This window comes from Elusimicrobiota bacterium (assembly GCA_026388095.1).
Taxonomy (GTDB): domain Bacteria; phylum Elusimicrobiota; class Elusimicrobia; order UBA1565; family UBA9628; genus UBA9628.
The window spans coordinates 1-22066 of record JAPLKL010000054.1 but is presented as its reverse complement, the minus strand read 5'-3'; the positions used below and the strand labels follow the sequence as shown (position 1 = coordinate 22066).

Sequence of the window (22066 nt, the reverse complement as noted above, 5' to 3'; positions counted from 1 at the left end):
CCTCTTAGAAGCTGTAGCGCAGATTGACCGAGCCCGAGTGGCTGTAGAAGTCCGTCTTGAGCTGGAGATCGTAGTTCAGCGCGACCGTCAGGGCCCGCCGAGGCGTCTGCTTGAGCGTCAGGGCCAGCTTGGCGCCCAGGTCGAAGCTCGAGCGGGCCGGGGTGAAGCCGCCGGTGGTGAACGAGGGCCCGCCCCCGGCGAAAGTGGCGGTGGCCTGCTGGCTCTGCGCGACCAGGTCGTAGAGCCAGCGCGCGTGGAAGTCCGGGGAGAGCTCGCCCAGCCTGGCGCGCACGGGATAGGCCAGCTTGAAGCCGAGGCCGGATTCGAGGAGATCGTAGTCCTGGGCGTCCACGGAGAGGTCCGCGGCGCCGGCCCCGGTCTCGCTGTAGGCATCGGTGCGCAGGTGCGTGTACTGCAAAGACGCCAGAGGGGTCAGCTTCAGCCCGTATCTCTCGCGGAAGAATCCTCCTTCCGCGTAGCCGGTGTACTGCCGGCCGTTGTAGGAGCTCAGCGCGGTGCGGGCCAGGCCTCCGAAAGTGATCTGGCGCGAGGAGTCGTAGCGGTTGTGGGCGATGGACAGGAGCCCGTTGACATAGCCGGTGTCGCCGGTCAAGCCGCCGTAGCCGCTGCCTTGGTAGCTGTCCACGTCGCTGCGGCCGCCGCTGTCCGCGGACCGGACCAGGTCGTGGGCGTAGCCTGCGCCGACCCCGAGGATCAGGCCTGGGCGCACCTCCGTGTCATAGCCGCCGGACCAGCCGTAGATGCTGGCGGCGTAGCCGTTGCTTTGCCCCCGCGGGGACTGATGCATGTAGGTGCCGATGCCCTGGCTCCACACCGCGGGATCGAGCTCGGCCGCGGCGGCTCCGCCCGCGGCGGCCCCGCTGACGCTGCTTGCCGACGCCGCTCCGGAGCCGAGGCCTTCCAGGTGGCCCATGACTGTGCCCAGGAACTGGCCTTGGGTCTGCTGGACCGCGGCGAGCCCCCCGTTGTCCACCCCGGGCTGCAGCTGCCGCGCGTTGGCGGCGCCGCCGGAGCCGTCCAGAGCGGCCAGGACCGCGGCCATGTCCCCGCTCGCCGAGCTCGCCAGGCTGTCCAAAACGGCCCCCAGCGACGGGTTGCCGCTGCCGGAGGAGTAGAAGCTGTTGTCGCGGGTCGCGGTCAAGGACAGCTGGTTGCCGGCTTTGCCGAGCGTGAAGGTGAGCATGGGGTGGGAGGGATCGTTCTGTACGGTGATCTTCGAGGTGTCCGCGGTCAGGGCCGTGGCGTCCACGATGAGGAAGGTGTCCCCGTTCACTACGTTGCCGGTGACGCTGGGCGACAGAGTGAGTTTGTCGTTGCTGATGTTGACGGTGCCCGGGTTGGCGACCTGCGCGGTCCCCTTGGTGTTGGGGTCCAGCGTGAAGCCCAGCTGGGTCGCCCCGTCCACGGTCAGGGCGTTGGTGCCGCCGCCCAGGTCCACCTTGCCGCTGACCAGGCCGCCGTGCAGCGTGACGGTGTCGTTGCCAGCGCCGGTCAGGATGGCGTAGTTGCCGCCGGAGATGGTCCCGCCGGGGTTGTTGATGATGGCGGTGTCGCCGGCCGCGGCCTGGACCGCCGTGCCCGGGCTGGAGATGGTCCCGTTGTTGGTGAGCTTGTTGATGCCCGCCAGCGGCGTGCCGTAAGCCAGGCTGGTATCCCCCTGGAACAGGATCCCGATGTTGGAGGTCCCGGCGATGTTGAATTTATTGGAGGTCGCTCCGGTTATGGAGCCGTTGTTGGTCACGTCGTAGTTCAGGGACCAGACCAATAAGCCGGAGCCTCCCGAGACCGACCCGGTGTTCTCCACGATGATCTGGTTCGGGGTCGCGCCGGAGCGGATGTTCTTCTGGAAACGATGTCCGGCCCAGACGCTGTCGCAGGTCCCGGTGATGTCGAAGCTGGCGAAGCCGTTGCCGTACTGCGAGCCGGCCGCGCTGCTGAAGACGGAGCCGTCGTTGCGCGTGTAGATGTAGGACTGCGTCGCATAGATACCGTAGATATCCACGGCCGTGCCGCCCGGGATGATGAACTCGCTCATGCCCTTGATCTGGGGGAGGGTGTAGCCGTTGCCCCAGAAATAGGTGTAGCCGAGTTCCGAAAAGGGGAAGGTGGAGCTCCTCACGACCAAGGTGTCGCGGACCCAATTGTTGTAGTAGGTCTGGAAGTTCGCGTAGACTCCGGCGCTCATGGCCGCGGGCTTATTGAACGGGGCGCTGGTGCCGTAATGCGTCGAGTCGAAGTAGTTGGCGATGTCCGGGTCCTTGCTCGGCCGCATAAGGATGTCATTGTTCGGCGCCAGGGCGTACTCGATCATGGCGTCATGCACCCCGCTGTCCTGCATGCCGAGCCCGCGCTCCATCAAAGCGGTGACGTTGGCTCCGGTCACTCCATTGTCCAGCAGGAACCTCGTGGCGTCGTTGCCCGTGGTGACCCAAGAGGCGGCATTCGGAAATGAGCTGAAGGTCGTGTAGCTGCCGACTTTGTTGTAGCGGTACGCATAGGCCAGGCTCCGGACGATGATATTGGTATCGCCGTTGACATAGGTGATGCCGTAGTTGTTGTGATCGGTGGCCTTGACCCCGGTTATCTTGACGATGGAGCCGTCCGTCGGGACCCAGTCGGCCGGGCTGTTGGCGTGCTGCAGGGCGATGGTCGTGGCGTCGTTGTAATTCGGGGCTCCGGCCGCGGCGAGGGCCCCCGGCGGGACGAGCGCGCCGAGCGCGGTCCAGAGGGAGAGCAGTCGAATGATCTTCATCAGAGTCAATTCAACCTCCTGTGGTTCCAGGAGGGTATCATATTATCGCCTGTGCGTTTGGTATGATAGCTGACGGCGCTTCAGGAGGATATCGAGATGAGCCTTCTAATCAACTCGCAGGAAAGGCAGACGTGCTTCTTCCAGTTGTCCTTGGTCGGCAGGCTGGACACCACGACCGCGACGCAGCTGGAGAACCGCGTCGCCATGCTCATGCAGACCCCGGTCAGGGGCTTGGTCTTGGACCTGTCCATGCTCGAGTACATCAGCAGCATGGGGCTGCGGGTGGTCCTCAAGACCATGCGGGACGTCCAGGCCAAGCAAGGCGTGTTCATGGTGTCGAACATGCGGCCGGAGATCCAGAAGGTCTTCGACATCGCCAAGCTGCTGCCCGACGGCTCCTTCTTCAAGAGCGTGGAGGAGGCGGACCGCTATTTCGACGCCATCCAGGAAAAGGTCCGGAACGGGGAGATCTAGGCCGGCGGCGGGAGCTGGACCGGCCTACTCGTAGCGCAGGGCCTCGATCGGCGAGAGCAAGGACGCCTTGCGCGCGGGCCAGAACCCGAAGACGATCCCCACTCCGGCCGAGAAGGCGAAGGCCAGCAGCACCGCCTGCGGGCTCACCACGGCGGCCCAGCCCGCGAAGGCGGAGAGCCCCCAGGAGATGGACACGCCCAGGAGGATGCCGAGCAGGCCTCCCAAGGTCGAGAGCGCGGCGGACTCCAGGAGGAACTGGGCCAGGATGGCCCGCCGCGGCGCGCCCACGGCCTTGCGCAGGCCGATCTCGCGCGTGCGTTCGTTGACCGAGACCAGCATGATGTTCATGATGCCCACGCCGCCGACGATGAGCGAGATGGCCGCGACGAAGCCCAGGAGCAAAGACATGGTGCGCGTCGTCTCGGAGAGGGTGGCCTGCATCTGGGTCATGTCGCGCAGGTTGAAATCGTCCTCCTTGTAGTCCGGCAGGCGGTGGCGGTGGCGCAGGAACCTGCGGATCTCCGCGATCACGGGTTGGATCGCCTCGGGGGAGGCGCACTCGATGGCCATCTCGTGGAGGTACTGGGTCCCCAGGACCCTCTTCATGGCCGTGTTGATGGGGACGACGATCATGTCGTCCTGGTCGCCGAAGCCGCTGGCGCCCTTGGAGGGGAGTATCCCGATGACCCTGAAGTTCATGTGATTGATCTTGACCGACTTGTCGAGGGGGTTCTCCAGGCCGAAGAGGTCCTTGACCACGGTCGTGCCCAGCAGGACCACGCGGTCCTTCATCAGGTCCTCGCGCGCGGTGAAGAACCTCCCGTAGACCGGGTTGGCGTTGCGCATGGGGGCGAAGCTCGCGGTGACGCCCTGCATCTCCGTGACCGTGTTCTTGGCCCCGTAGACGACGCGCACGTTGCCTTCGGCCTCGGGGTAGAGGTCCTTGATCCCCGGGCCCAGGCCGCGGATGGCCTTGGAGTCCAAGAGCGTCAGGCGGCTGCTGTCTGCGCCTCCTGCCGCGCCGCGGACCCCGCGCGCGCTGGGAGCGCCGGGGAACAGCATCACCAGGTTCGAGCCCAGGCTCGCCAGCCTTCCCTCGATGGATTTCTGGGCGCCCTTTCCGATGGCCAGCATGGCGATGACCGCGGCTACGCCGATGAGGATGCCCAGCATGGAAAGGGCGCTGCGGCCCTTGTTGGCGCCCAGGGCGCGCAGGGCCGAGGCGCTGAACTCCCGGAGCTCGGCCAGGCTGGCCCCCGGCGGGCTGAGGTCGACCTTGAGTTGGGAGCGGGTCCGGACCGCCTTTTTCACTGCCACTCCTCCTCCGGAGGAATCCTGTTCTCCATCGGCGGTGAGTTCGTCGGCCACGACCATGCCGTCCTTGATGCGGATGATGCGCTTGGCATGGGCCGCGATGTCGGGCTCGTGCGTGACCATGATGATGGTGATGCCGCCGCGGTTGAGGAGCTTGAGCTGGTGAAGGATCTCCTCGGCCTGGTCGGAGGCCAGGTTGCCGGTGGGCTCGTCCGCGAAGATGATCTTGGGGCGGTTGACCAAGGAGCGGGCCACGGCCACCCTCTGCTGCTGCCCTCCCGAGAGCTCGTTGGGCTTATGGTGGATGCGGTCCAAGAGTCCGACCTGCTTGAGCACGTCCAAGGCGCGCTCCTCGCGGTTCGGCGCGCCGGAGTAGATCATGGGCAGGGCCACGTTGTCCAAAGCGGAGGTCCGGGCCAGGAGGTTGAACATCTGGAAGATGAAGCCGATGGTGCGCGAGCGCAGGATGGCGCCCTGGTCGTCGGAGAGCCGGGAGACGTCCCGGCCGAGAAGATGAAACTTGCCGGATGTCGGGCGGTCCAGCAGGCCCAGGATCTGCATCAAGGTGGACTTGCCCGAGCCCGACGGGCCCATGATGGCCACGAACTCTCCTTCCTCGATGCTCAGGCTGATGCCTTTGAGGACCTGGAGCTCGCCGCCGCCCAGCCGGTAGGAGCGGGTGATGCCCTGCAGCTCGATGAGGCTACTCATACCGCAGGGCTTCGATGGGTGAGAGCAGCGAGGCCTTGCGCGCTGGCCAGAAGCCGAAGATGACCCCGACGGTGGCCGAGAAGAGGAAGGCCATCAGGACGGACTGGGGGGTGACGACGGCGGCCCAGCCCGCGAACTGGGAGAGGGTGAAAGAGACCGTCATGCCCATGACGATGCCGATCACTCCGCCCATGGTGGAGAGCACCGCGGACTCGATGAGGAACTGGGAGAGGATGGCCCGGCGGGCCGCGCCCACGGCCTTGCGCAGGCCGATCTCGCGGGTGCGCTCGCTGACCGAGACCAGCATGATGTTCATGATGCCGATGCCGCCCACCAGCAGCGAGATCGCGGCCACGATGCCCAGCAGCAGGGTGAAGGTCTGGGTGGTGCCGGAGAGCGCGGCCTGGATGTCGGCCATGTTGCGCAGCGTGAAGTCGTCGTCCTTGTAGTCGGGCAGGTGGTGGCGGCGGCGCATGAGGCGCTGCACATCGGCTATGACCGGGGTGATGGACTCCGGCCCATCGGCCTCGATGGAGATGTTGTCCACGTAGACCTTGCCCACGACCCGCTTCATGGCCGTGCGCAGGGGGATGATGGCCATGTCGTCCTGGTCCCGGAAGCCCGTGGAGCCCTTGATGGGGAGTATGCCGATGACCTCGAAGTTGATGTGGTTGATCTTGACGATGGTGCCGACGGGGTTCTCGCCCTTGGGGTAGAGGTTGTTGACCACGCTCTGGCCGAGCAGGACGACGCGGTCGAGGTGCAGGTCTTCCTCGTCGGTGAAGAAGCGGCCGTAATAAGGCTGGGCGTTGTGCATGGCGGCGTAGAGCGAGGTGGCGCCGGTGAGCTGGGTGTTCCAGTTCTGGTCCTTGTACACCATCTGGCCGGAGCCGCCGACGGTGCCCTCGACGCGCGCGACGTGGCGGACCTTGGAGATGGCCTTCACGTCTTCGAGCGTGAAGCGGCTGCGGGAGCCCGAGCCGCCGCGCACGCCGCCCACCGAGGTGGAGCCCGGGATCATCATGACCAGATTCGAGCCCAGGCTGGCCAGCCGGGCCTCGATGGATTTCTGCGCGCCTTTGCCTATGGCCATCATGGCGATGACCGCGCCCACCCCGATGAGTATGCCCAGCATCGACAAGGCGCTGCGCACCTTGTTGGCGCCCAGCGCGCGCAGGGCCGAGGCGCTGAACTCCCGGATCTCGGAGAAGCTGAGCTCGGGATGGCTGAGGTCGACCTTCATCTCCGAGCCGAGCTTGGTCGCGGCCTTCGCTAGGGCCACGCCGCCGCCCCCGGAGCAGTCCTTCTCGCCGTCCGCGGTCAGCTCGTCGGCCACGACCATGCCGTCCTTGATGCGGATGATGCGCTTGGCATGGGCCGCGATGTCGGGCTCGTGCGTGACCATGATGATGGTGATGCCGCCGCGGTTGAGGAGCTTGGGCTGGTTGAGGATATCCTCGGCCTGGTCCGAGGCCAGGTTGCCGGTGGGCTCGTCCGCGAAGATGATCTTAGGGTGGTTGACCAAGGAGCGGGCCACGGCCACCCTCTGCTGCTGGCCGCCGGAAAGCTCGTTGGGCTTGTGGTGGATGCGGTCCTGGAGACCCACCTGCTTGAGCACGTCCAAGGCCCGCTCCTCGCGGTTGGGCGCGCCGGAGTAGATCATGGGCAGGGCCACGTTGTCCAAGGCGGAGGTCCGGGCCAGGAGGTTGAACATCTGGAAGATGAAGCCGATGGTGCGCGAGCGCAGGATGGCGCCTTCGTCGTCAGAGAGCCGGGAGACGTCCCGCCCCAGCAGGTGGTACTGGCCCGAAGTCGGGCGGTCCAGCAGGCCCAGGATCTGCATGAGGGTGGACTTGCCCGAGCCGGAAGGGCCCATGATGGCCACGAACTCGCCTTCCTCGATGGTGAGGTCTATCCCCTTGAGGACCTTGAGCTCGCTGCCGCCCACCTGATAGGAGCGGGTGATGCCCTTGATCTCGATGAGGGACATCAGCGGCCTCCGCCTCCGCCGCCCCCGCCGCCCCGCGGCGCCTGTCCGGAGGGGCCGCTGGGCCTGCCGCCGCCCATGGCCAGCGGGCTGCTGGCCGCGGCGGCCTGGGGCACGTAGCGCGCCTGGCGGATGAGGACCGTGTCTCCGGCGGCCAGGCCCGAGACGATCTCCACCGAGGTGTCGTTCTCGATGCCGGTCTTGACCTCCTTCCAGACGTCCTTGCCGCCGGGCTCGGGGCTGGGAGTGAGGACCTGCTTGACGCCGTCTTTCTCGCGCACCGCGCTGGCCGGGACCAGCAGGGCTTTCTCCTTGCGGTTGAGGATGAAGCTGATGTTGGCCGTCATCTGGGACCGGAAATAGGCGGGGAGCTTGTCGAGCTTGATCTTGACCTGGTACTGGATGACGTTGGACACGTTCTTGCCCTCGTAGAGGATGTCGAAGACCTTGGCCTCGTCCTTCTTGTCGGGGTAGGAGTCCAAGGTGATGCGCGCGGGCATCGCGACGTGGATGCGTCCGATGTCAGACTCGTCGACTTGCGCGACGACGATGAGGATGTCGGACATGGCATAGATGACCACGCTGGAATCCACGGTCTGGCCCTCGACCACGTTGTTGAGGATTATGACCCCGGGCAGGGGCGCGATGATGGGCGTCGGCTTATAGGCGTCCTGCCATTTCTTGAGAACCTCGGGGCCCTGCGCCCGGGCGGCGTCGAGGATGGCGGCGCGGTCGGTGGAGCTCATCCAGGCGATGATCTGGCCCTGGCTCACCCGGTCGCCCTCCTTGACCAGGAGCTTCTCGATGCGCCCCCCGATGGCCGCTTTGATCTCGACGCGGTGGTACGGCGCCACGGACCCCGTGGCTTCAACGGTCTGCTCGATAGAGGCCTCGGCGGCCTTGACCGCGACCGCGTCCGGCCGCGCGGGCTTGGAGAACTTGCTCTTCAGGGCCCAGCCGCCTGCCCCTAGCACTCCCAAGACCAGTACGATGATAAGGATCTTCTTCATGCTATTCCCCCAAAGCCTTTCCCAGAGATTTTTCCCATGCCGCCTGCGCCGTCACCGTGCCGGACTGGGCGAATATGGCCTGCTGCTCGGCGCTGACCCACTCGCCGACGATGACTTCCCAGTTGTCGAAGCTGAGCAGGCCGCTGGCGTAGCGGACCTCGGCCTCGGCGTTGCGCTGGCGCGCGGACTCCAGGCTGGCCTCCGCCACCCGGAGCTGGTCCACGGCGTTGGCGTATGCGGCCCAGTTGTTCTCCAGGTCCACGAGCGCCGCGTTGCGCACCGAGCGCAGGTCCTGCAGGGACTTCTCCAGATTGTTCTTCGCGCCCTTGACCGCGAAATAGGTGGACGTGGGCCCGCCGCCGAAGATGGGATAGCTCAGCGTGGCCCCCGCCGACCAGCCGTAGTTCGAGCCCGGGAACTCATAGCCGGCGCTGCGGGAGCGGGTGTAATCGGCCGACAGGCTCGGCCATAGCGGGCTTTGCGCGGAGGCCACAGAGGCCCGCTGGGCCTTGATCACGGCCTCCTGGACCAGGACGTCCGGCCGGTTGGAGATGAGCTCGTCGAGGTCGGCGGGGAGCTCCGGCGGCGCCAGGGCCGTCAGCGTCCCGGTCACGGACACCGCGGAGAAATCGTCCAGGCCCAACTGCTGGTCCAAGGCGCGCCGCGCGGTCCTCACGCTGCGCAGGGCCTGCGCCAGGCTCGCCCGCGACTGGAGGAGCTGGGCCTGGGCGTTGAGCATGTTGCCCTTGTACTCCTTGCCGGACTGGTACTTCAGGGAGACCTCCTCGGAGTTCCTCTGGCGGATCTCCAGGATCTTGCGCGCCACCTCCACGTTCTTCTCGGCGATGAAGGCCTGGGTGAAGGCCGAGCGGAGGCTGAAGCGCAGGCTGGCGGAGGCTTGGCGCAGGTTGGCTTCGGCCTGGGAATAGCCCGCGGAGGCCGAGCGGATGCCCGCGATCTGCCCCATATCGAAGAGGCTGATGCTGGCCGAGGCCGCGGCCGAGTAGCCGGGCTTTCCGCTGGAGCCGTTCGAAGAGGAGTAGCTGTTGGAGAGGGAGACTCCGGGCAGGAGCCCGTTGAAGCTCCCCAGGTAGGAGGCGCGCCCCGCCTGCTTGGCATACTGGGACGAGACTAGGCCGGGGTTCTTCTGCGCGGCCAGGGCCACGCAGTCCTCCCAGGTGAGCACCCGGTCGGGCGCCTGCTCGGGCGGCAAAGGCGACATGCCGGCCGCGGTCTGCGCCGCGGCCGGGGCCGACAGCAGAAGGCTGAGGATAAGGGTTTTGATCATGATGGGGTTATTTCCAATCCTTGTGGCGGGCGTCCCAGCGCGACTGGATGTCCTGGAAGCGCTTGACCTGCTCCGGGTTCAGGAGCTTGGCGATGTCGTCGCGCATGGAGGCGCGGATCTCGCCGAAGCGCTTGGCATGGTCCTCGTGCAGGGCCTTCATCTGGGTGCGGTAGGATTCCAGCACCGCCTTGACCGCGTCCTGCTGGCCCGCGTCGAGCTTGAGCTCCGAGCTGAACTGGTGCAGCAGCCGCTGCGTCTCGGCGCCATCGGTCCGCATGTGCCGCAGTCCTGCCCGGTGCAGCCAGGCGCCGCCCCATATCCCTATGAGGCAGCCCAGCAGCAGGGCCGGCACCGCTTGTCTCCAATCCAGTCTCATTCTCTCTCCATGACCATAGCCACCAATTCGTCCGTCGTGGGCGGAACCGCCTGCGGCGCGGCCCTGGAGCCCGCCGCCAGGAGCACGACGTCCTCCGGCGGGGTGAACCTTTGATCGGGCCGGGCGATGAGCAGGGCCGATGCCGCCAAGGCGACGCTCATGGCCGGGACCAGCCAGCGCAGTCCCGCCGAGAACCAAGGAGCTTCGGCCGGCCGCTCCAGGCGGGCCATGACCTTGCTCACGAAAGCCTCGGTCTCCAATGAGGAGGGGCGGGCCGGGGCGCGCAAAAAGGCCGCGGCTAGGCGCGGCCAGAGCTTCTCGTCGGTCTCCTGGTCTTTCATGGGCCTCGCTCTTTAGACGCTGAGGGGGTCCAGAAAGTGTCGCAGGCGCTCCGTGAAGTCCCGGCGCGCGCGCTGCAGGCGGGCTTTGACCGAGTCCAAGGAGCAGTCCATGGCCGCCGCGATCTCATCGTAGCTGAGGCCCTGGACTTCGCGCAAAGTCAGGACCAGCCGGTAGTCGGGGGGCAGGCAGTCCAGCACCCGTCGGACGAGGTCGGCGTCCTCTGGCGAGTGCCCGGCCTGCGCGGGCGCGGCCAGGAGGAGATGGATGCGCTCGCCTTCCTTCTCCAGGAGCTCGTCCCAGGACTCGGTCTTGCGGCGGGCCCGGCTGCGCAGGAGGTCAAAACAATGGTTGACCGCGATGCGGTGCAGCCAAGTGGAGAAGGACGAGCCGCTTTTGAACCGCGGGAGGGACTTGTAGGCCTTGAGGAAGACCTCCTGGGACGCGTCGTCCGCCGCGGAGCGGTCCGCGAGGGTCGCCGCGCAGAGGCCCAGGACCCAGGCATGATTCCGGCGGACGAGCTCCGCGAACGCGTCTTGCTCTCCGGACTGGACTCGCGAGACGAGTTCGGCATCGTCCTCGGCTGAGCTTGGTGCGCCCATGCCTATATTCTACGATTTGCGGAGGTGGAAGACTAAGACAAGGCCCCCTTCCCTGCAAGGGAAGGGGGCCGCTCACTGCTGGGAACGGTCCTTAGTCGTCCTCTGGCTCCTGATCGCCGGCCCGATCCTTCTGCCCCTCGGCGCCGTGGCGCGCCCCGCGTTCTTCCTTTGAGTCCCTGGCCCGCCAGCCCTCATGAGCGCCTCCGCCGCGCCGCATCATCTTCTCGCGCATGACCAGCATCTTCGCGCGCTGGGTCGGGGTGAGCATGGTCTCCATGGTCTTCTTGAGCTTGTCGGTCTCGGCGAGCAGGGATCTGCGGGCTTGCTCGACTTGGTCGAGAGCGGCCTGGATATCCTTGTCCGAGGCCTCGATCTCCAGCAGGCCGTGGACCCTCCGGACCGCCTTGCTCAGCGCTTCCCGCAGGGGCTTGACCGCATCCCGGTGCTCCTGGATGGCCGCGTCCACCTTCTTGGCCTGCTCGGCGTTCAAGCCGAGCTGCTCATGCATCCGGTCGGCCATGCGGCGATGTCCGGACTCGGCCGCTGCCTTCGCGTCGGCCTTGCGGTCATTGTGCGTCTCCGCTGCGCACAGGGGGACTGCCGCCAAGCTTGCGAGCAAAGCGGCGCAGATGGCATGTCTCATAAAGGTACACCTCCTGACTGAGGATTAGACGTTCCGGCGGGCGGATTTGTGTCGCGGGGCTCGCGGCCGCGCTTTCAGAGGCGTTCCTATGGCGCGGGAAATTTTATAACTTGTTCAGGGTCCGGCTAGGCCGGACCAGCGGCGGGAGGATCGAATGAGAACCGTTACTTGGTTGTCCGTGGTCTTTGCCTGGGAGCTCGCATTCTCGGCCGTCTGCGCGGCCGCGCCGTCGGGCGGCAACGCGAAGAAACCGGCTCCTCAGCCGGACCGCGGGGCGGCTCCGTCTGCTTCCGGCCCGAGGCTCTGCATCGCCGCGGCCACCAAGGCCGATGGCATGCTGGCTCAGACGCTCGCCCGCGACATCGGGACGCGGGGGCCGGCCTTCAAGTCGGCCCAGGTGACCTCCGAGGGCCAGCGGGCGGCCTGCGACCTCATCGCGACCGTGGCGGGCGAGGGCGTGCAGCCCGTCAGCATCCATTCGGTCGTGGTGGAGTCGGCCTATACCCATGAAGCGCTCTGGGCGGGACAGTCGCGGGATCCCTCGCTGGAAGGCGTCGCCGCGGAGTTGGCGAGCAAGGTCGTCGAAGCCTTCAGGGAAGGCGCCGCGTCGCGCCAACAGGCCCGCGGCGGCCATCCCGCCGCCAGCGCCTCGTCCCCTGCTGAGGAGGAGCCCTCCGCGCCTCCCCCGTCTGCGCAACGCAAACCCCGGGCCAAGGCCCCCGCTGCCAGCGCCTCGTCCCCTGCGGCGGCGCCGTCCGCACCGCCTGCGCATGCCAAGCGCAAGCCCCGGACCAAGGCCCCGCGCAAGGACGCGGACGACCAGCTCTAGCCCTTACGGCTTCTGCGCCAGCAGCTTCTCCATCTCGTCCATGGTGTCGTTCATCTCCTTGATGGCCGCGTTGAACGGCTCGGAGGTGGTCATGTCCACCCCGGCGCCCTTGAGCAGGTCGATGGGGTACTTGGACGAGCCCGAGGAGAGCATCTTGAGGTAGGCGTCCCGGCTCTTCGCGGTCTTGTCCGTGCGGATGTTGGCCGTGATCTTTGCGGAGGCCGTGATGCTGGTCGCGTACTGGTAGACGTAGAAGTCGTAGTAGAAGTGCGGGATGTAGGCCCACTCGATGCCGTAGAGATCGTCGACCTTGCACACGCCCGCCGCGTCGCCGTAGTACTCCTTGACCAGGCTCCGGTAGAGCTCGGTGAGCTTCTCGCCGACCAGCGGTTCGCCCTTCTCTGCCATCTCGTGGATCCTGAGCTCGAACTCGGCGAAGAGGGTCTGCCGGAACAAAGTCGTGCGCAGGCCGTCGAGGTAGCTGCCCAGTAGGAAGAGCCGGGTGTCCTTGTCCTTGGTCTGCTGGAGCATGTGGTGCAGGAGCAGGTTCTCGTTCAAGGTCGAGGCCACCTCGGCCACGAAGATCTTGTAGTCGTGGGTCGGGTAGGGCTGGTTCTTGTCCGAGAGGAAGGTGTGCATGGAATGCCCCGACTCGTGCGCCAAGGTCGAGACTTCATCGTAGATCCCCGTGAAGTTCTGCAGCTGGTAGGGATGCACCCCGTAGGCGCCGGTGGAGTAGGCTCCGGACTTCTTGCCCGTGGTGGGCATGAAGTCCACCCAGCGCTCCTCATAGCCCTTCTTGAGGTCCGCCACGTACTGCGGGCCCAGCGGCGCCACGGCCTTTTCGACCAGCTCCTTGGCCTCACCGGGGCTGTAGACCATATCCACCTTGCTGACGATGGGCGCGTAAAGGTCCTCGTAGCGCAGCTGGTCTACGCCCATCATCTTCTGGCGCAGCTTGAGGTAGCGGTGCAGGGTGGGGATGTTGGCGTGCACGTCCTTGATGAGCTGGGTGTAGACGCTCGTCGGCACGTTGGAGTTGAAGATCGCCGCCTCCAGGCAGCTGGCGAACTTGTGCACGTTCTTGTCGAAGACGTGGGTCTTGACGTTTGCGTCGAGGGTCGCGCCCAGCGTGCGCTCGAAGTCCTTGTACTTGGTCCAGAAGGTCTTGAAGACCAGGTCGCGGTCGCCGCGGTCCGCCGCGGCGCGGTACTTGGTGTAGGCCTGGGCGTCGAGGCGCACCTTCTCTCCCGACTTGAGCGTGACCTCGGGGTAGGGGAGGTCCGCGTTGGTGAAGGTGTTGTAGGCGTTGGAGGCGCCCTCGGCCATGATCGCGGCCTCGGCCGCCACCTTCTCCTCGGGAGCCGTCATGGTGTGCGGCGCGTAGCGCAGGATATCGTCGAGCCAGGGGCCGTAGGGCGCCAGGCGCGGCTCGACCTTGACGAAGCCCTTGACCTTGGCCTCGCCCAAGGCCAGGATCTCGGGCCGGATGAAGGCGGCGGCGGCCGCGAACTTGACGCCCAGGTCCTCGGCCATCTGCTTCATCTCCCGGGGCCGGCTCAGGCGGGTGTCCTCGTCGGAGCGCATGGAGGCGTAGGTGCCCAGGTGCGAGAGGTCCTTGTCGAGGTCCATCAGGAAGGAGAGCGCCGTATAGAAGGAAGCCGCGGAGTCGCCCAGCTTGCCCTGGAAAGACGCCAGCTTCGGGATGCGGGCCGCGATGTCGTCCTTCTGCGCGGACCAGGCGGCCTCGGAGGCGTAGAGGTCGGCGGTGTTCCACTTATACTGCTCCGGCACCTGCGCGCGCTCTTCGGCGCGGGCCGTCTGCGTGAGGGGGGTTGTCATTGCCATAGCCATTAGCACCAGGAACCATCCAGTTCGTTTCATTTGAGCTCCTTTGTAACGGATGATAGCAATTCTGTAAAATGAAGAGAGAGGAATATGAATGAACGACCATCATAAGTGGTACAGTCCGCGCCTGAGCGAGGATTTCGAGCTCAAGACCTACGGCCATGCCGGCAAGCCCATGCTGGTGTTCCCTTCCGTGGGGGGGAGATTCTTCGACTTCGAGAACTTCGGCATGGTCGAGGCCTGCCGGCCGTTCCTGGAAGCGGGCCGTCTGCGCATCGTCGCGGTCGACGGCCGGGACTGGGAGAGCTGGGCCAACGAGGGCGCCCACCCGGCCGAGCGCGGGCGCCGGCACGCGGCCTGGGAGGCGTGCCTGCTGCACGAGGTCCTCCCCTTCGTGGGCTCGATGACCGGGAGCAGCGCCCCGCGGCAGATGATCGTCACCGGCTGCAGCGGCGGCGCCTTCCACGCGGCCAACTTCTTCTTCCGCCATCCGGACCTCTGCGACACCGTCATCGCCTTGAGCGGCGTCTACAGCCTGGAGAACTACCATCCGCTGGGGGACTACTGCGACGACAACATCTACTACAACGACCCCCTGCGCTACCTGCCCGGCCTCAACAACGACTGGTTCCTGGACCTTTACCGCCAGAGCCGCATCATCATCTGCGTGGGCCAGGGCGCCTGGGAGCACGTCTGCCTGCCCGAGAGCCAGCGCCTGTCCCAGGTCCTGACCGGCAAGGGCGTGCCGCATTGGCTCGACCTCTGGGGCCAGGACGTGAACCACGACTGGCCCTGGTGGCGCAAGCAGCTGCCCTACTTCCTGGGGCACGTGCTGTCCTGATTCTGCCCAGCCGTAAGTCATCTTTGGTACAATCACGACCGTCCGCGGCCAGTATCCCGCCGCCAGCGACCAGAATGGGAGGCCAACCATGGCTCGACTCGATTCCTTGAAGCTCACCATCCCCAACGACCTCGGCTACCTCGACCTCGTCCTGGCCTTCGTGCGCAAGGCCGCCGAGAAGTTCGGGTTCCAGGAGCCCGCTTTGGGCGAGATCGAGCTCGCGGCCGAGGAGGCTGTGGCCAACGTCATCAAGCACGCTTTCGAGGCCGCAGAGCAGGCCGACTTCGACATCATCGCCGAGCGCGCCCCCCTGGGGCTGCGGCTCATCATCAAGGACCGCGGCCTGCCCTTCGACCCCTCCCTCCTCAAGGACTACGACCCCAAGCAGGCTCTTCAGAAGGACACCGCCGGGCTGGGCATGCACCTCATGAAGAAGGTCATGGACGAGGTCTCCTTCGTGAACCTGGGCTGCGAAGGCAAGGAGCTGCACCTGGTCAAGCGCCTGCCCCAGAAGAGCATCGAGGAGTATTTCCCGGGCCAGAAGCTGGAGGAGGAGGCGGGGCCCCCGGCCGCCAAGGTCATCCAGGAGAAGATTCCCTACGACGTGCGCCGCATGCGCCGGGAGGAGGCCATCGAGGTCTCCCGCTGCGCCTACAAGTCGCACGGCTACACCTTCTTCGACGACAACATCTACTACCCCGAGCGCCTGGCCGAGCTCAACGCCAGCGAGGAGCTCATTTCCGTGGTCGCGGTCACCAAGGAGAACAAGTTCATGGGCCACGCCGCCCTGCACTACCCCCGCGTAGGGGCGCGCATCGCGGAGCTCACCTTCGCCTTCGTCAACATGGAGTACCGCGGCCAGGGCTGCCTGACCCGCCTGACCGACCAGCTGTTCTCCATGGAGAAGAAGTACCCTCTGACCGGCGTCTACGTCAACTCCGTGACCAACCACCTGTTCACGCAGAAAGTGGTGGTCAAGTACGGCATCAACGACTGCGGGGTCTACCTCGCGGCCAGCCCGGGTTCCTGGGTGTTCAAGGGCATCTCCGGGGCGAGCAAGCAGCGCCTCAGCGTGGCCCTCAGCTTCAAGTACCTCCAGCCCCCGCACCGCCTGACCCTCTACCTGCCCCAGGCGCACCGCCCCATGCTGGAGAAGCTCTTCGCCAACATCGGGGCCGTGCACAGCTTCCGGGTCCCGGATCCCGAGCAGGCCCGCATCGCCGAGGAGAAGGCGGCCGTGCGCACCGACGTGTACGCCTCGGAGAGCTGCGCCGAGATCTGGATCGAGCGCTACGGCCAGGATGCGGTCCGGCAGGTCCGGGCTTCCCTGCACGACCTCTGCAGGCGCCAGCTCGGCGCCGTCTACCTCTACCTCGACCTCGCGGACCCTGCGGCCTATTTCCTGGCCCCGGAGTTCGAGAAGCTGGGTTTCTTCTTCTCCGGGATCCTGCCCGAGACGGAGATCGGCGACACCTTGATCCTGCAGTATCTCAACAACGTCCAGCTCGACTACGGGCAGGTCCAACTGCTCACCGACATGGGCAAGAGCCTCCTGGACTATATCAAGGCCAAAGACCCCAACCTGGTCCCATCCTGAGCGCCGCGCGGATGCCGGCCGAGCCCGCGGACCTGGTCCTGGTCAACGGCCGCCTCTACCGCGGGGGCGCCTCTTCGCCGGGCGGAGTCGCGGTCCGGGGCGAGCTCATCGTCCAGGTCGGGCCCGACGCGGAGGTCCGCGGCCGCTGCGGCCCGGGCACCCGGATCCTCGACCTGCGCGGCGGCCTGGTCCTGCCGGGCTGGCGCGACTCCCACGCGCATTCCTCGTTCGCGGGGCTGTTCCGCAGGGACTGCGACCTGTCGGGCCTGGTGCGCGAGAAGGACTGCCTGGAGGCCGTCGCCCGCCACGCCCGCGCGACTCCGGCGGCCCCCTGTCTCGTGGGCGGCGGCTGGCTGCAGAGCTCCTTCGGGCCGCAGGGCCCCGACCGGCGCGCCCTCGACGCCGCGGTCAACGACCGTCCCGCGCTCCTGCTGGCCGCGGACGGCCACGCGGCTTGGGCCAATTCCCGGGCGCTCGCCGCCGCGGGCATCCGGCGCGGGACGCCGCCGCCTTCGGGCGGGGTCGTCGAGTTCGACCGCGAGACCGGGGAGCCCACCGGCACCGTGCGCGAGATGACGGCCATTCTGCAGGTCCTGGGCGCCCTGCCCCGCCAGTCCGAGGCCGAGATTTTGGCCGGGGCCGAGGGCTTTCTGCGCGGCCTGGCGGAGCGCGGCGTGGTCGGCCTGCACGACGCGGCGCTCTTCCCGGACGTGGCCCGGGCCTACCGCGAGCTCGACCGCCGGGGCGCGCTGGCCCTGTGCGTGGACGGCTCCTGGCTCTGCGACCCGCGCCAGGGGGTGGGCCAGCTCGACCGTCTGCGCGAGCTGCGCGACGCTCATTGCGGGGACCGCTTCCGCCCGCGGGCGGCCAAGATCTTTCTCGACGGCGTGGTGGAGGCGCACACCGCGCTGCTCCTGGAGCCCTACGCCGACCGGCCCGGCGAGCGCGGCCGCCCGCTCTGGGAGGAGCCCGACTTCTTCGCGATGGTCTGCGCCCTGGACCGGGCGGGCTTCCAGGTGCAGGTCCATGCCATCGGAGACGGGGCGGTGCGCCTGGCCTTGGAGGGCTTCGCGCGCGCGGCCGAGGCCAACGGCACCCGGGATGCCCGCCACACCATCGCCCACGTCGAGCTGGTCTCGGACGAGGACCTGCCCAGGTTCCGGGAATTGGGGGTCCTGGCCGTGGTCCAACCGCAGTGGTTCTACAAGGACGCCCACTCCGACAGGCTGCTCGATGTCCACCTGGGGCCGCAGCGCGCCGCCGGCCGCTTCCGGATGCGCAGCCTGCTGCAGGCCGGCGCCACGGTCGCCTGCGGCAGCGACTGGCCCGTGGGCGGGGACGTCATCTCGCTCGACCCGCTGGACTCCATCCAGATCGGCGCGACGCGCCGCGCCATCGACGCCGGCCCGGACACGCCGGCCTACATGCCGGAGGAGCGGGCCTCCCTTCGGGACCTGATCGACGGCTACACCCTGCGCGGAGCCTTCGCGGGCTTGCGCGAGCGCGAGACGGGCTCGATCGACGTGGGCAAGCGCGCGGACCTGACCGTTCTGGACCGCGACATCTGCGCGGCCGCGCCCCAGGAGATCGGCCGAGCCGAGGTGCTGTGGACGATCGCCGCGGGCCGGCTGGTCTTCGCGCGCTAGCGTCCGCGGGCTCACTCCGACGGCGTTTTGCTATCATAGCCTCCTATGAACGTCCTGCTCCTGTCCCCGAACTTCCCGCAGAATTTCCAGGCCTTCACCTTCGCTTTGAGGGAGGCCGGCGCCAACGTCCTGGGCATCGGCGACGCTCCGGACCACGAGCTCGGCCCGGAGCTCCGCTCGGCTTTGGCCGAGTACACCCATGTGCCCAACATGGCCGACTACGAGAGCCTCTACCGCGCCGTCGCCTACCTCATCTACCGCCAGGGCCGCATCGACCGCATCGACTCCCATGCCGAGCACTGGCTGGGCCTGGAGGCCCAGCTGCGCCAAGACTTCGGCATCCCCGGCCAGAAGCCCGCGGACCTGGACTTCAACCGCCGCAAATCCGGCATGAAGGAGATCTTCCGGCAGGCCGGCGTGCCCGTCGCGCCCGGCGAGAAGGTGACCTCCGCGGAGCAGATTCGCGCCTTCGTGGCCCGGCACGGCTTCCCCGTGATCTTCAAACCGGACGTGGGCGTGGGCGCCCAGAGCGTGTTCCGGGTCGACAGCGATGAGCAGCTCGCCGGGGTCCTGGTCTATCCGCCCAAGGATTTCTTCATCGAGTGCTTCGTGTCCGGCGACCTGGTCTCCTTCGACGGCCTCACGGATAGCGAGGGCGGCGTCGTGTTCTGCGCCTCGCACCGGGTCAATACCGGCATCATGGAGATCGTCACCAACCTGCAGCCGACCCACTACTATTACCGGCGCTTCATCCCGCCCGAGATCGAGGACCTGGGACGCAAGGCCGTGTGCGCCTTCCGCATCCGCGAGCGCTTCTTCCACACCGAGTTCCTCATCGGCCGCGACGGCCAAGCCGTGGCCCTGGAGATCAACGTGCGGCCTCCCGGAGGCCACTCCATCGACATGATGAACTGGGCCTGCGACATCGACCTCTACCGGCTCTGGGCGCGCTCCGTGGTCTGCGGGGAGAGCCACTTCGACTACGAGCGCAAGTACAACGTGGCCCACGTGGGGCGGCGCGAGCGGACCCGCTACCGGCATGCGCACGAGGAGGTGCTGCGCGAACTGGCGCCCCTGCTGGTGTCCCACTCCCCGTACCCCAAGGTCTTCAGCGTGGCCATGGGCGACTACGTCTACTTCATGCGCCACCCCGACCTGGACAAGCTTCTGGCCGGGATCGCCTATATAGAGGAGCAGGCCTGACCGCGACGCTCCCCATCCGCCCCTTCCAAGAGCGGATCGTCCGGGCTTTGGCCCGGTCCGGCGCTGTGGTCCTGACCGCGCCGACGGGCAGCGGCAAGTCCACACAGACCCCGCAGTTCCTGCTCGAAGCGCGCGGAGACTTCCCCGGCCAGGTCCTGGTCCTGCAGCCGCGCCGCCTGGCGGCGCGCAGCCTGGCGCAGCGCGTCGCCTCCGAGACCCGCACCAAGCTCGGAGACCTCATCGGCTATCAGGTCCGCTTCGAGAGCCGCTGCGGCAAGGACACGGCCGTGGTGTTCCAGACCTACGGGGTCTTCCTGCAGAGGCTGCAGGAGGACCCGGGCCTCTCCGGCGTGGGGGCGGTGCTCCTCGACGAGTTCCACGAGCGGACCCTCGAAAGCGACCTGGCGTTGGCCTGGCTCAAGGCCTTGAGAGCCGGGCGCCGGCCCGACCTCAAGCTCGCGATTATGTCCGCGACCTTGGACGCGGCGGCCCTGCTGGCCTACCTGCCCGGCGCCGCGCACATGGACGTGCCGGGCCGGCTCTTCCCCGTGGAAGTCGGGCACCTGCCCCCCGAGCCCCGGGAGGGCTTGGACCAACAGGCATTGCGGGCCTTGCGCCTGCTGCTGCGAGAGGGACTCGATGGTGCCGCGCTGGTCTTCATGCCCGGCATGCGCGAGATCCTGCGCACCACCCGGGCGCTGGGGCCGCTCTGCCGGGAGCAGGGTCTGCTCCTGCAGACCCTCCATGGCTCCATGGAACTTCCCGAACAGCAGAAGGTCCTGGACCCGGACCAAGGCTCGGCGCGGGTCATCGTCGCCACCAACGTGGCGGAGACCTCGGTCACCATACCGGGAGTGGCCGCGGTGATTGACAGCGGCCTGCACCGCATGGCGGCCTACAGTCCGGCGCGCGGCATCAACACCCTCTACCTTTCCCGAATCAGCCGGAGCAGCGCGGCCCAGCGCGCCGGCCGCGCCGGCCGCACCGGCCCCGGCCGCTGCATCCGGCTCTGGTCCCATGCCGAGGAATCCTCCATGCCCGAGGCCATCCCCCCGGAGATCCTGCGCCTGGAGCTCAGCTCCTTGCTTCTGCGCGCCGCCGCGCTGCCCGTGGCGCTCGACTGGCTGACCTTGCCGCCGGAGCCGGCCCGCCAGGCTGCCGAGCGCACCTTGCAGGCCTTGCGCGCCGTCTCTGCGGAGGGCATCACGCAGCGGGGCCGGGAGCTCCTGCGCTATCCGATCTCTCCCCGCCTGGCCGCGGTGCTCCTGGACGCGCAGGAGCTGGGCTCCGAGGCCCTGTCCAGCGCAGCCGCCATGGCCGCGGTCCTGGAGAGCCCGGTCGCCCGGCGCCGCGGCAAGACCGTGGACCTCTCGGTCTTGGCCGAGGACCTCAAGGCCGGACGCGGCGAGGACCTGCCCTGGGAGGCCGGGGAGATCTTCCGGCAGTTGGAGAGGCTCTCCGAGCCTCGGCCGGATCCCAAGACCGGGTCTCTGGCCGGGCTCTGGCTGGAGTCGTATGCGGACCGGCTCGCGGCCCGGCAAGGCGAGAGCCTGGTCTATCAGCTCCTCGACGGCCGCAGGGCGCTCCTGCCGCTCGACAAGGGATCCCGCGCCCCCAAGCTTATCCTGGCCTTGGAGGTGGAGGAGACCGCGGGAGCCGGGCAAGCCCGGCAGACCAGCGCGCCGGTGTACCTGCCTTGCGAGCCGGAGACGGTGGCGGAGACCTTCCCGAAGGACTGCGCCTGGAGGACCGTGCTGGGCTACGACGAGAGCCAGCGCAAGGTGCTCAAGAGCGAGAAACTGTTCTTCCGCGGCCTGGTCCTATCGAGCAAGCCGGCAACGGCGAGCCCGGCCGACCGCAAGGCCATGGCCGCGGTCTGGGCCGAGAAGTTCGCCTGCGGAGAACTGCGGCATCCCGGCTTCGATGAGAAGGTCGAGCAGCTTCTGGTGCGCGTGCGCCTGGCGCGCCAGCACTATCCCGAGCTGTCCTTCCCGGCGATGGACGCGGACGATTGGCGGCTCGTCTATGAAGAAGCCTGCGCGGGGAAGAGCTCCTGGCCGGAGATCGAGAAGGTCTCGCTCCTGGCCGGAGATCGAGAAGGTCTCGTTGGAGGCGCAGATCGGCCGCTATCTCGGAGCGGCGCTCATGGGTTTCCTGGAGAAGACCTTCCCCGCGCGCAAGAAGCTGCCCTCCGGCCGGACCGGGAAGCTGACCTATTTCGAGCAGCAGCCGCCGGAGTTGGCCGCGCGGCTCGAGGACCTGCTGGGGATGAACGGGACCCTGAGCCTCTGCGCGGGGCGCCTGCCCGTCATCTTCGACATATTGTCCCCGGGCTTCCGGACCGTGCAGAAGACCCAGGACCTCGGCTCGTTCTGGAAGAACGCCTATCCCGCGGTCAAGAAGGAACTCCAGCGCCGCTACCCCCGGCACCCCTGGCCCTGAATTCGGGGACACAATACTTGAGCCTCTCGTAAGAACTCGGTGCGAAGACCTTTGGCGACGCAATGAGGGGCCGACTTGATGCACCAGTTTGCTTCGGCTCGTCCTAAAATCCCTTCTTGGGTCGCGCTGTTGCCCATGCCCGA

Annotated in this window: 17 protein-coding genes; 7 read left to right on the top strand and 10 right to left on the bottom strand. The window is 67.4% G+C overall.

Translation table 11 applies throughout. The annotated features are described in order from the left end of the window. Positions 1-4 precede the first annotated feature (4 nt). Positions 5-2773: an autotransporter domain-containing protein gene (locus NTY77_14510; protein MCX5796703.1), complete on the bottom strand. Its 2769-nt coding sequence runs from the start codon at positions 2771-2773 to the stop codon at positions 5-7. Positions 2774-2869: 96 nt separating this feature from the next. Between NTY77_14510 and NTY77_14505 the strand changes: the two genes are divergently transcribed. Continuing rightward, positions 2870-3247, top strand: coding sequence for an STAS domain-containing protein (locus NTY77_14505; GenBank protein MCX5796702.1), 378 nt, complete (start codon positions 2870-2872; stop codon positions 3245-3247). Between the two features lie 24 nt (positions 3248-3271). On the opposite strand, the gene NTY77_14500 is transcribed toward NTY77_14505, so the two are convergent. The 8 genes from NTY77_14500 to NTY77_14465 all read right to left on the bottom strand — a co-directional run bounded on the left by NTY77_14500 (position 3272) and on the right by NTY77_14465 (position 11517). Beyond that, positions 3272-5272: an ABC transporter permease gene (locus NTY77_14500; protein ID MCX5796701.1), complete on the bottom strand. Its 2001-nt coding sequence runs from the start codon at positions 5270-5272 to the stop codon at positions 3272-3274. After that, the gene (locus NTY77_14495; protein ID MCX5796700.1) at positions 5265-7262 is read right to left on the bottom strand and encodes an ABC transporter permease; all 1998 of its coding nucleotides are present in this window, start codon (positions 7260-7262) and stop codon (positions 5265-5267) included. Before NTY77_14495 ends, NTY77_14500 begins: the two co-directional genes overlap by 8 nt. Then, positions 7262-8269 (bottom strand): efflux RND transporter periplasmic adaptor subunit, encoded by a 1008-nt coding sequence (locus NTY77_14490; GenBank protein MCX5796699.1) that lies wholly within the window; start codon positions 8267-8269, stop codon positions 7262-7264. Before NTY77_14490 ends, NTY77_14495 begins: the two co-directional genes overlap by 1 nt. 1 nt (position 8270) lies before the next feature. Beyond that, the gene (locus NTY77_14485) at positions 8271-9557 is read right to left on the bottom strand and encodes a TolC family protein (protein ID MCX5796698.1); all 1287 of its coding nucleotides are present in this window, start codon (positions 9555-9557) and stop codon (positions 8271-8273) included. A 7-nt stretch (positions 9558-9564) separates the two neighbouring features. Next, complete coding sequence (locus tag NTY77_14480; protein ID MCX5796697.1) at positions 9565-9933, bottom strand: hypothetical protein; 369 nt, start codon at positions 9931-9933, stop codon at positions 9565-9567. Next, entirely contained in the window at positions 9930-10274 is a 345-nt protein-coding gene (locus NTY77_14475; protein ID MCX5796696.1) for a hypothetical protein, read from the bottom strand. The genes NTY77_14480 and NTY77_14475 overlap by 4 nt, the downstream gene beginning before the upstream one ends. Positions 10275-10286: 12 nt before the next feature. Beyond that, positions 10287-10874, bottom strand: a complete 588-nt coding sequence (locus tag NTY77_14470; protein ID MCX5796695.1) for a sigma-70 family RNA polymerase sigma factor — start codon at positions 10872-10874, stop codon at positions 10287-10289. A 91-nt stretch (positions 10875-10965) separates the two neighbouring features. Beyond that, on the bottom strand, positions 10966-11517 hold the full coding sequence (locus NTY77_14465) for a periplasmic heavy metal sensor (protein ID MCX5796694.1): 552 nt from the start codon (positions 11515-11517) through the stop codon (positions 10966-10968). Positions 11518-11671: 154 nt separating this feature from the next. On the opposite strand from NTY77_14465, the gene NTY77_14460 reads away from it, so the two are divergent. Continuing rightward, on the top strand, positions 11672-12346 hold the full coding sequence (locus tag NTY77_14460) for a hypothetical protein (protein MCX5796693.1): 675 nt from the start codon (positions 11672-11674) through the stop codon (positions 12344-12346). Between the two features lie 3 nt (positions 12347-12349). Here the strand turns inward: NTY77_14460 and pepF are convergent, their stop codons facing one another. Beyond that, a complete protein-coding gene (gene pepF / locus NTY77_14455) occupies positions 12350-14188 on the bottom strand; it encodes an oligoendopeptidase F (GenBank protein ID MCX5796692.1) in 1839 nt (612 codons plus the stop codon). A 100-nt stretch (positions 14189-14288) separates the two neighbouring features. Between pepF and NTY77_14450 the strand changes: the two genes are divergently transcribed. From NTY77_14450 to NTY77_14430, 5 genes are all read left to right on the top strand, one after another. Next, on the top strand, positions 14289-15035 hold the full coding sequence (locus NTY77_14450; GenBank protein ID MCX5796691.1) for an alpha/beta hydrolase-fold protein: 747 nt from the start codon (positions 14289-14291) through the stop codon (positions 15033-15035). An 88-nt stretch (positions 15036-15123) separates the two neighbouring features. After that, positions 15124-16632: an ATP-binding protein gene (locus NTY77_14445; protein MCX5796690.1), complete on the top strand. Its 1509-nt coding sequence runs from the start codon at positions 15124-15126 to the stop codon at positions 16630-16632. An 11-nt stretch (positions 16633-16643) separates the two neighbouring features. Then, positions 16644-18278 carry an amidohydrolase gene (locus tag NTY77_14440; GenBank protein ID MCX5796689.1) on the top strand — a complete coding sequence of 545 codons (1635 nt, stop codon included), beginning with the start codon at positions 16644-16646 and terminating at the stop codon, positions 18276-18278. Positions 18279-18323: 45 nt separating this feature from the next. Then, positions 18324-19481: a carboxylate--amine ligase gene (locus tag NTY77_14435; GenBank protein MCX5796688.1), complete on the top strand. Its 1158-nt coding sequence runs from the start codon at positions 18324-18326 to the stop codon at positions 19479-19481. After that, a complete protein-coding gene (locus tag NTY77_14430; protein MCX5796687.1) occupies positions 19478-21955 on the top strand; it encodes a helicase-related protein in 2478 nt (825 codons plus the stop codon). Before NTY77_14435 ends, NTY77_14430 begins: the two co-directional genes overlap by 4 nt. Positions 21956-22066: the final 111 nt, after the last annotated feature.

What these genes read in the sequence shown, in the direction of transcription:
- NTY77_14505 (MCX5796702.1), top strand. Translation starts at nt 2,870, where the DNA reads ATGAGCCTTCTAATCAACTCGCAGGAAAGGCAGACGTGCTTCTTCCAG.
- pepF (MCX5796692.1), bottom strand. Translation starts at nt 14,188, where the DNA reads ATGACAACCCCCCTCACGCAGACGGCCCGCGCCGAAGAGCGCGCGCAG.
- NTY77_14470 (MCX5796695.1), bottom strand. Translation starts at nt 10,874, where the DNA reads ATGGGCGCACCAAGCTCAGCCGAGGACGATGCCGAACTCGTCTCGCGA.
- NTY77_14435 (MCX5796688.1), top strand. Translation starts at nt 18,324, where the DNA reads ATGAACGTCCTGCTCCTGTCCCCGAACTTCCCGCAGAATTTCCAGGCC.
- NTY77_14480 (MCX5796697.1), bottom strand. Translation starts at nt 9,933, where the DNA reads ATGAGACTGGATTGGAGACAAGCGGTGCCGGCCCTGCTGCTGGGCTGC.
- NTY77_14500 (MCX5796701.1), bottom strand. Translation starts at nt 5,272, where the DNA reads ATGAGTAGCCTCATCGAGCTGCAGGGCATCACCCGCTCCTACCGGCTG.
- NTY77_14475 (MCX5796696.1), bottom strand. Translation starts at nt 10,274, where the DNA reads ATGAAAGACCAGGAGACCGACGAGAAGCTCTGGCCGCGCCTAGCCGCG.
- NTY77_14450 (MCX5796691.1), top strand. Translation starts at nt 14,289, where the DNA reads ATGAACGACCATCATAAGTGGTACAGTCCGCGCCTGAGCGAGGATTTC.
- NTY77_14490 (MCX5796699.1), bottom strand. Translation starts at nt 8,269, where the DNA reads ATGAAGAAGATCCTTATCATCGTACTGGTCTTGGGAGTGCTAGGGGCA.
- NTY77_14440 (MCX5796689.1), top strand. Translation starts at nt 16,644, where the DNA reads ATGCCGGCCGAGCCCGCGGACCTGGTCCTGGTCAACGGCCGCCTCTAC.
- NTY77_14510 (MCX5796703.1), bottom strand. Translation starts at nt 2,773, where the DNA reads ATGAAGATCATTCGACTGCTCTCCCTCTGGACCGCGCTCGGCGCGCTC.
- NTY77_14495 (MCX5796700.1), bottom strand. Translation starts at nt 7,262, where the DNA reads ATGTCCCTCATCGAGATCAAGGGCATCACCCGCTCCTATCAGGTGGGC.
- NTY77_14465 (MCX5796694.1), bottom strand. Translation starts at nt 11,517, where the DNA reads ATGAGACATGCCATCTGCGCCGCTTTGCTCGCAAGCTTGGCGGCAGTC.
- NTY77_14460 (MCX5796693.1), top strand. Translation starts at nt 11,672, where the DNA reads ATGAGAACCGTTACTTGGTTGTCCGTGGTCTTTGCCTGGGAGCTCGCA.
- NTY77_14485 (MCX5796698.1), bottom strand. Translation starts at nt 9,557, where the DNA reads ATGATCAAAACCCTTATCCTCAGCCTTCTGCTGTCGGCCCCGGCCGCG.
- NTY77_14445 (MCX5796690.1), top strand. Translation starts at nt 15,124, where the DNA reads ATGGCTCGACTCGATTCCTTGAAGCTCACCATCCCCAACGACCTCGGC.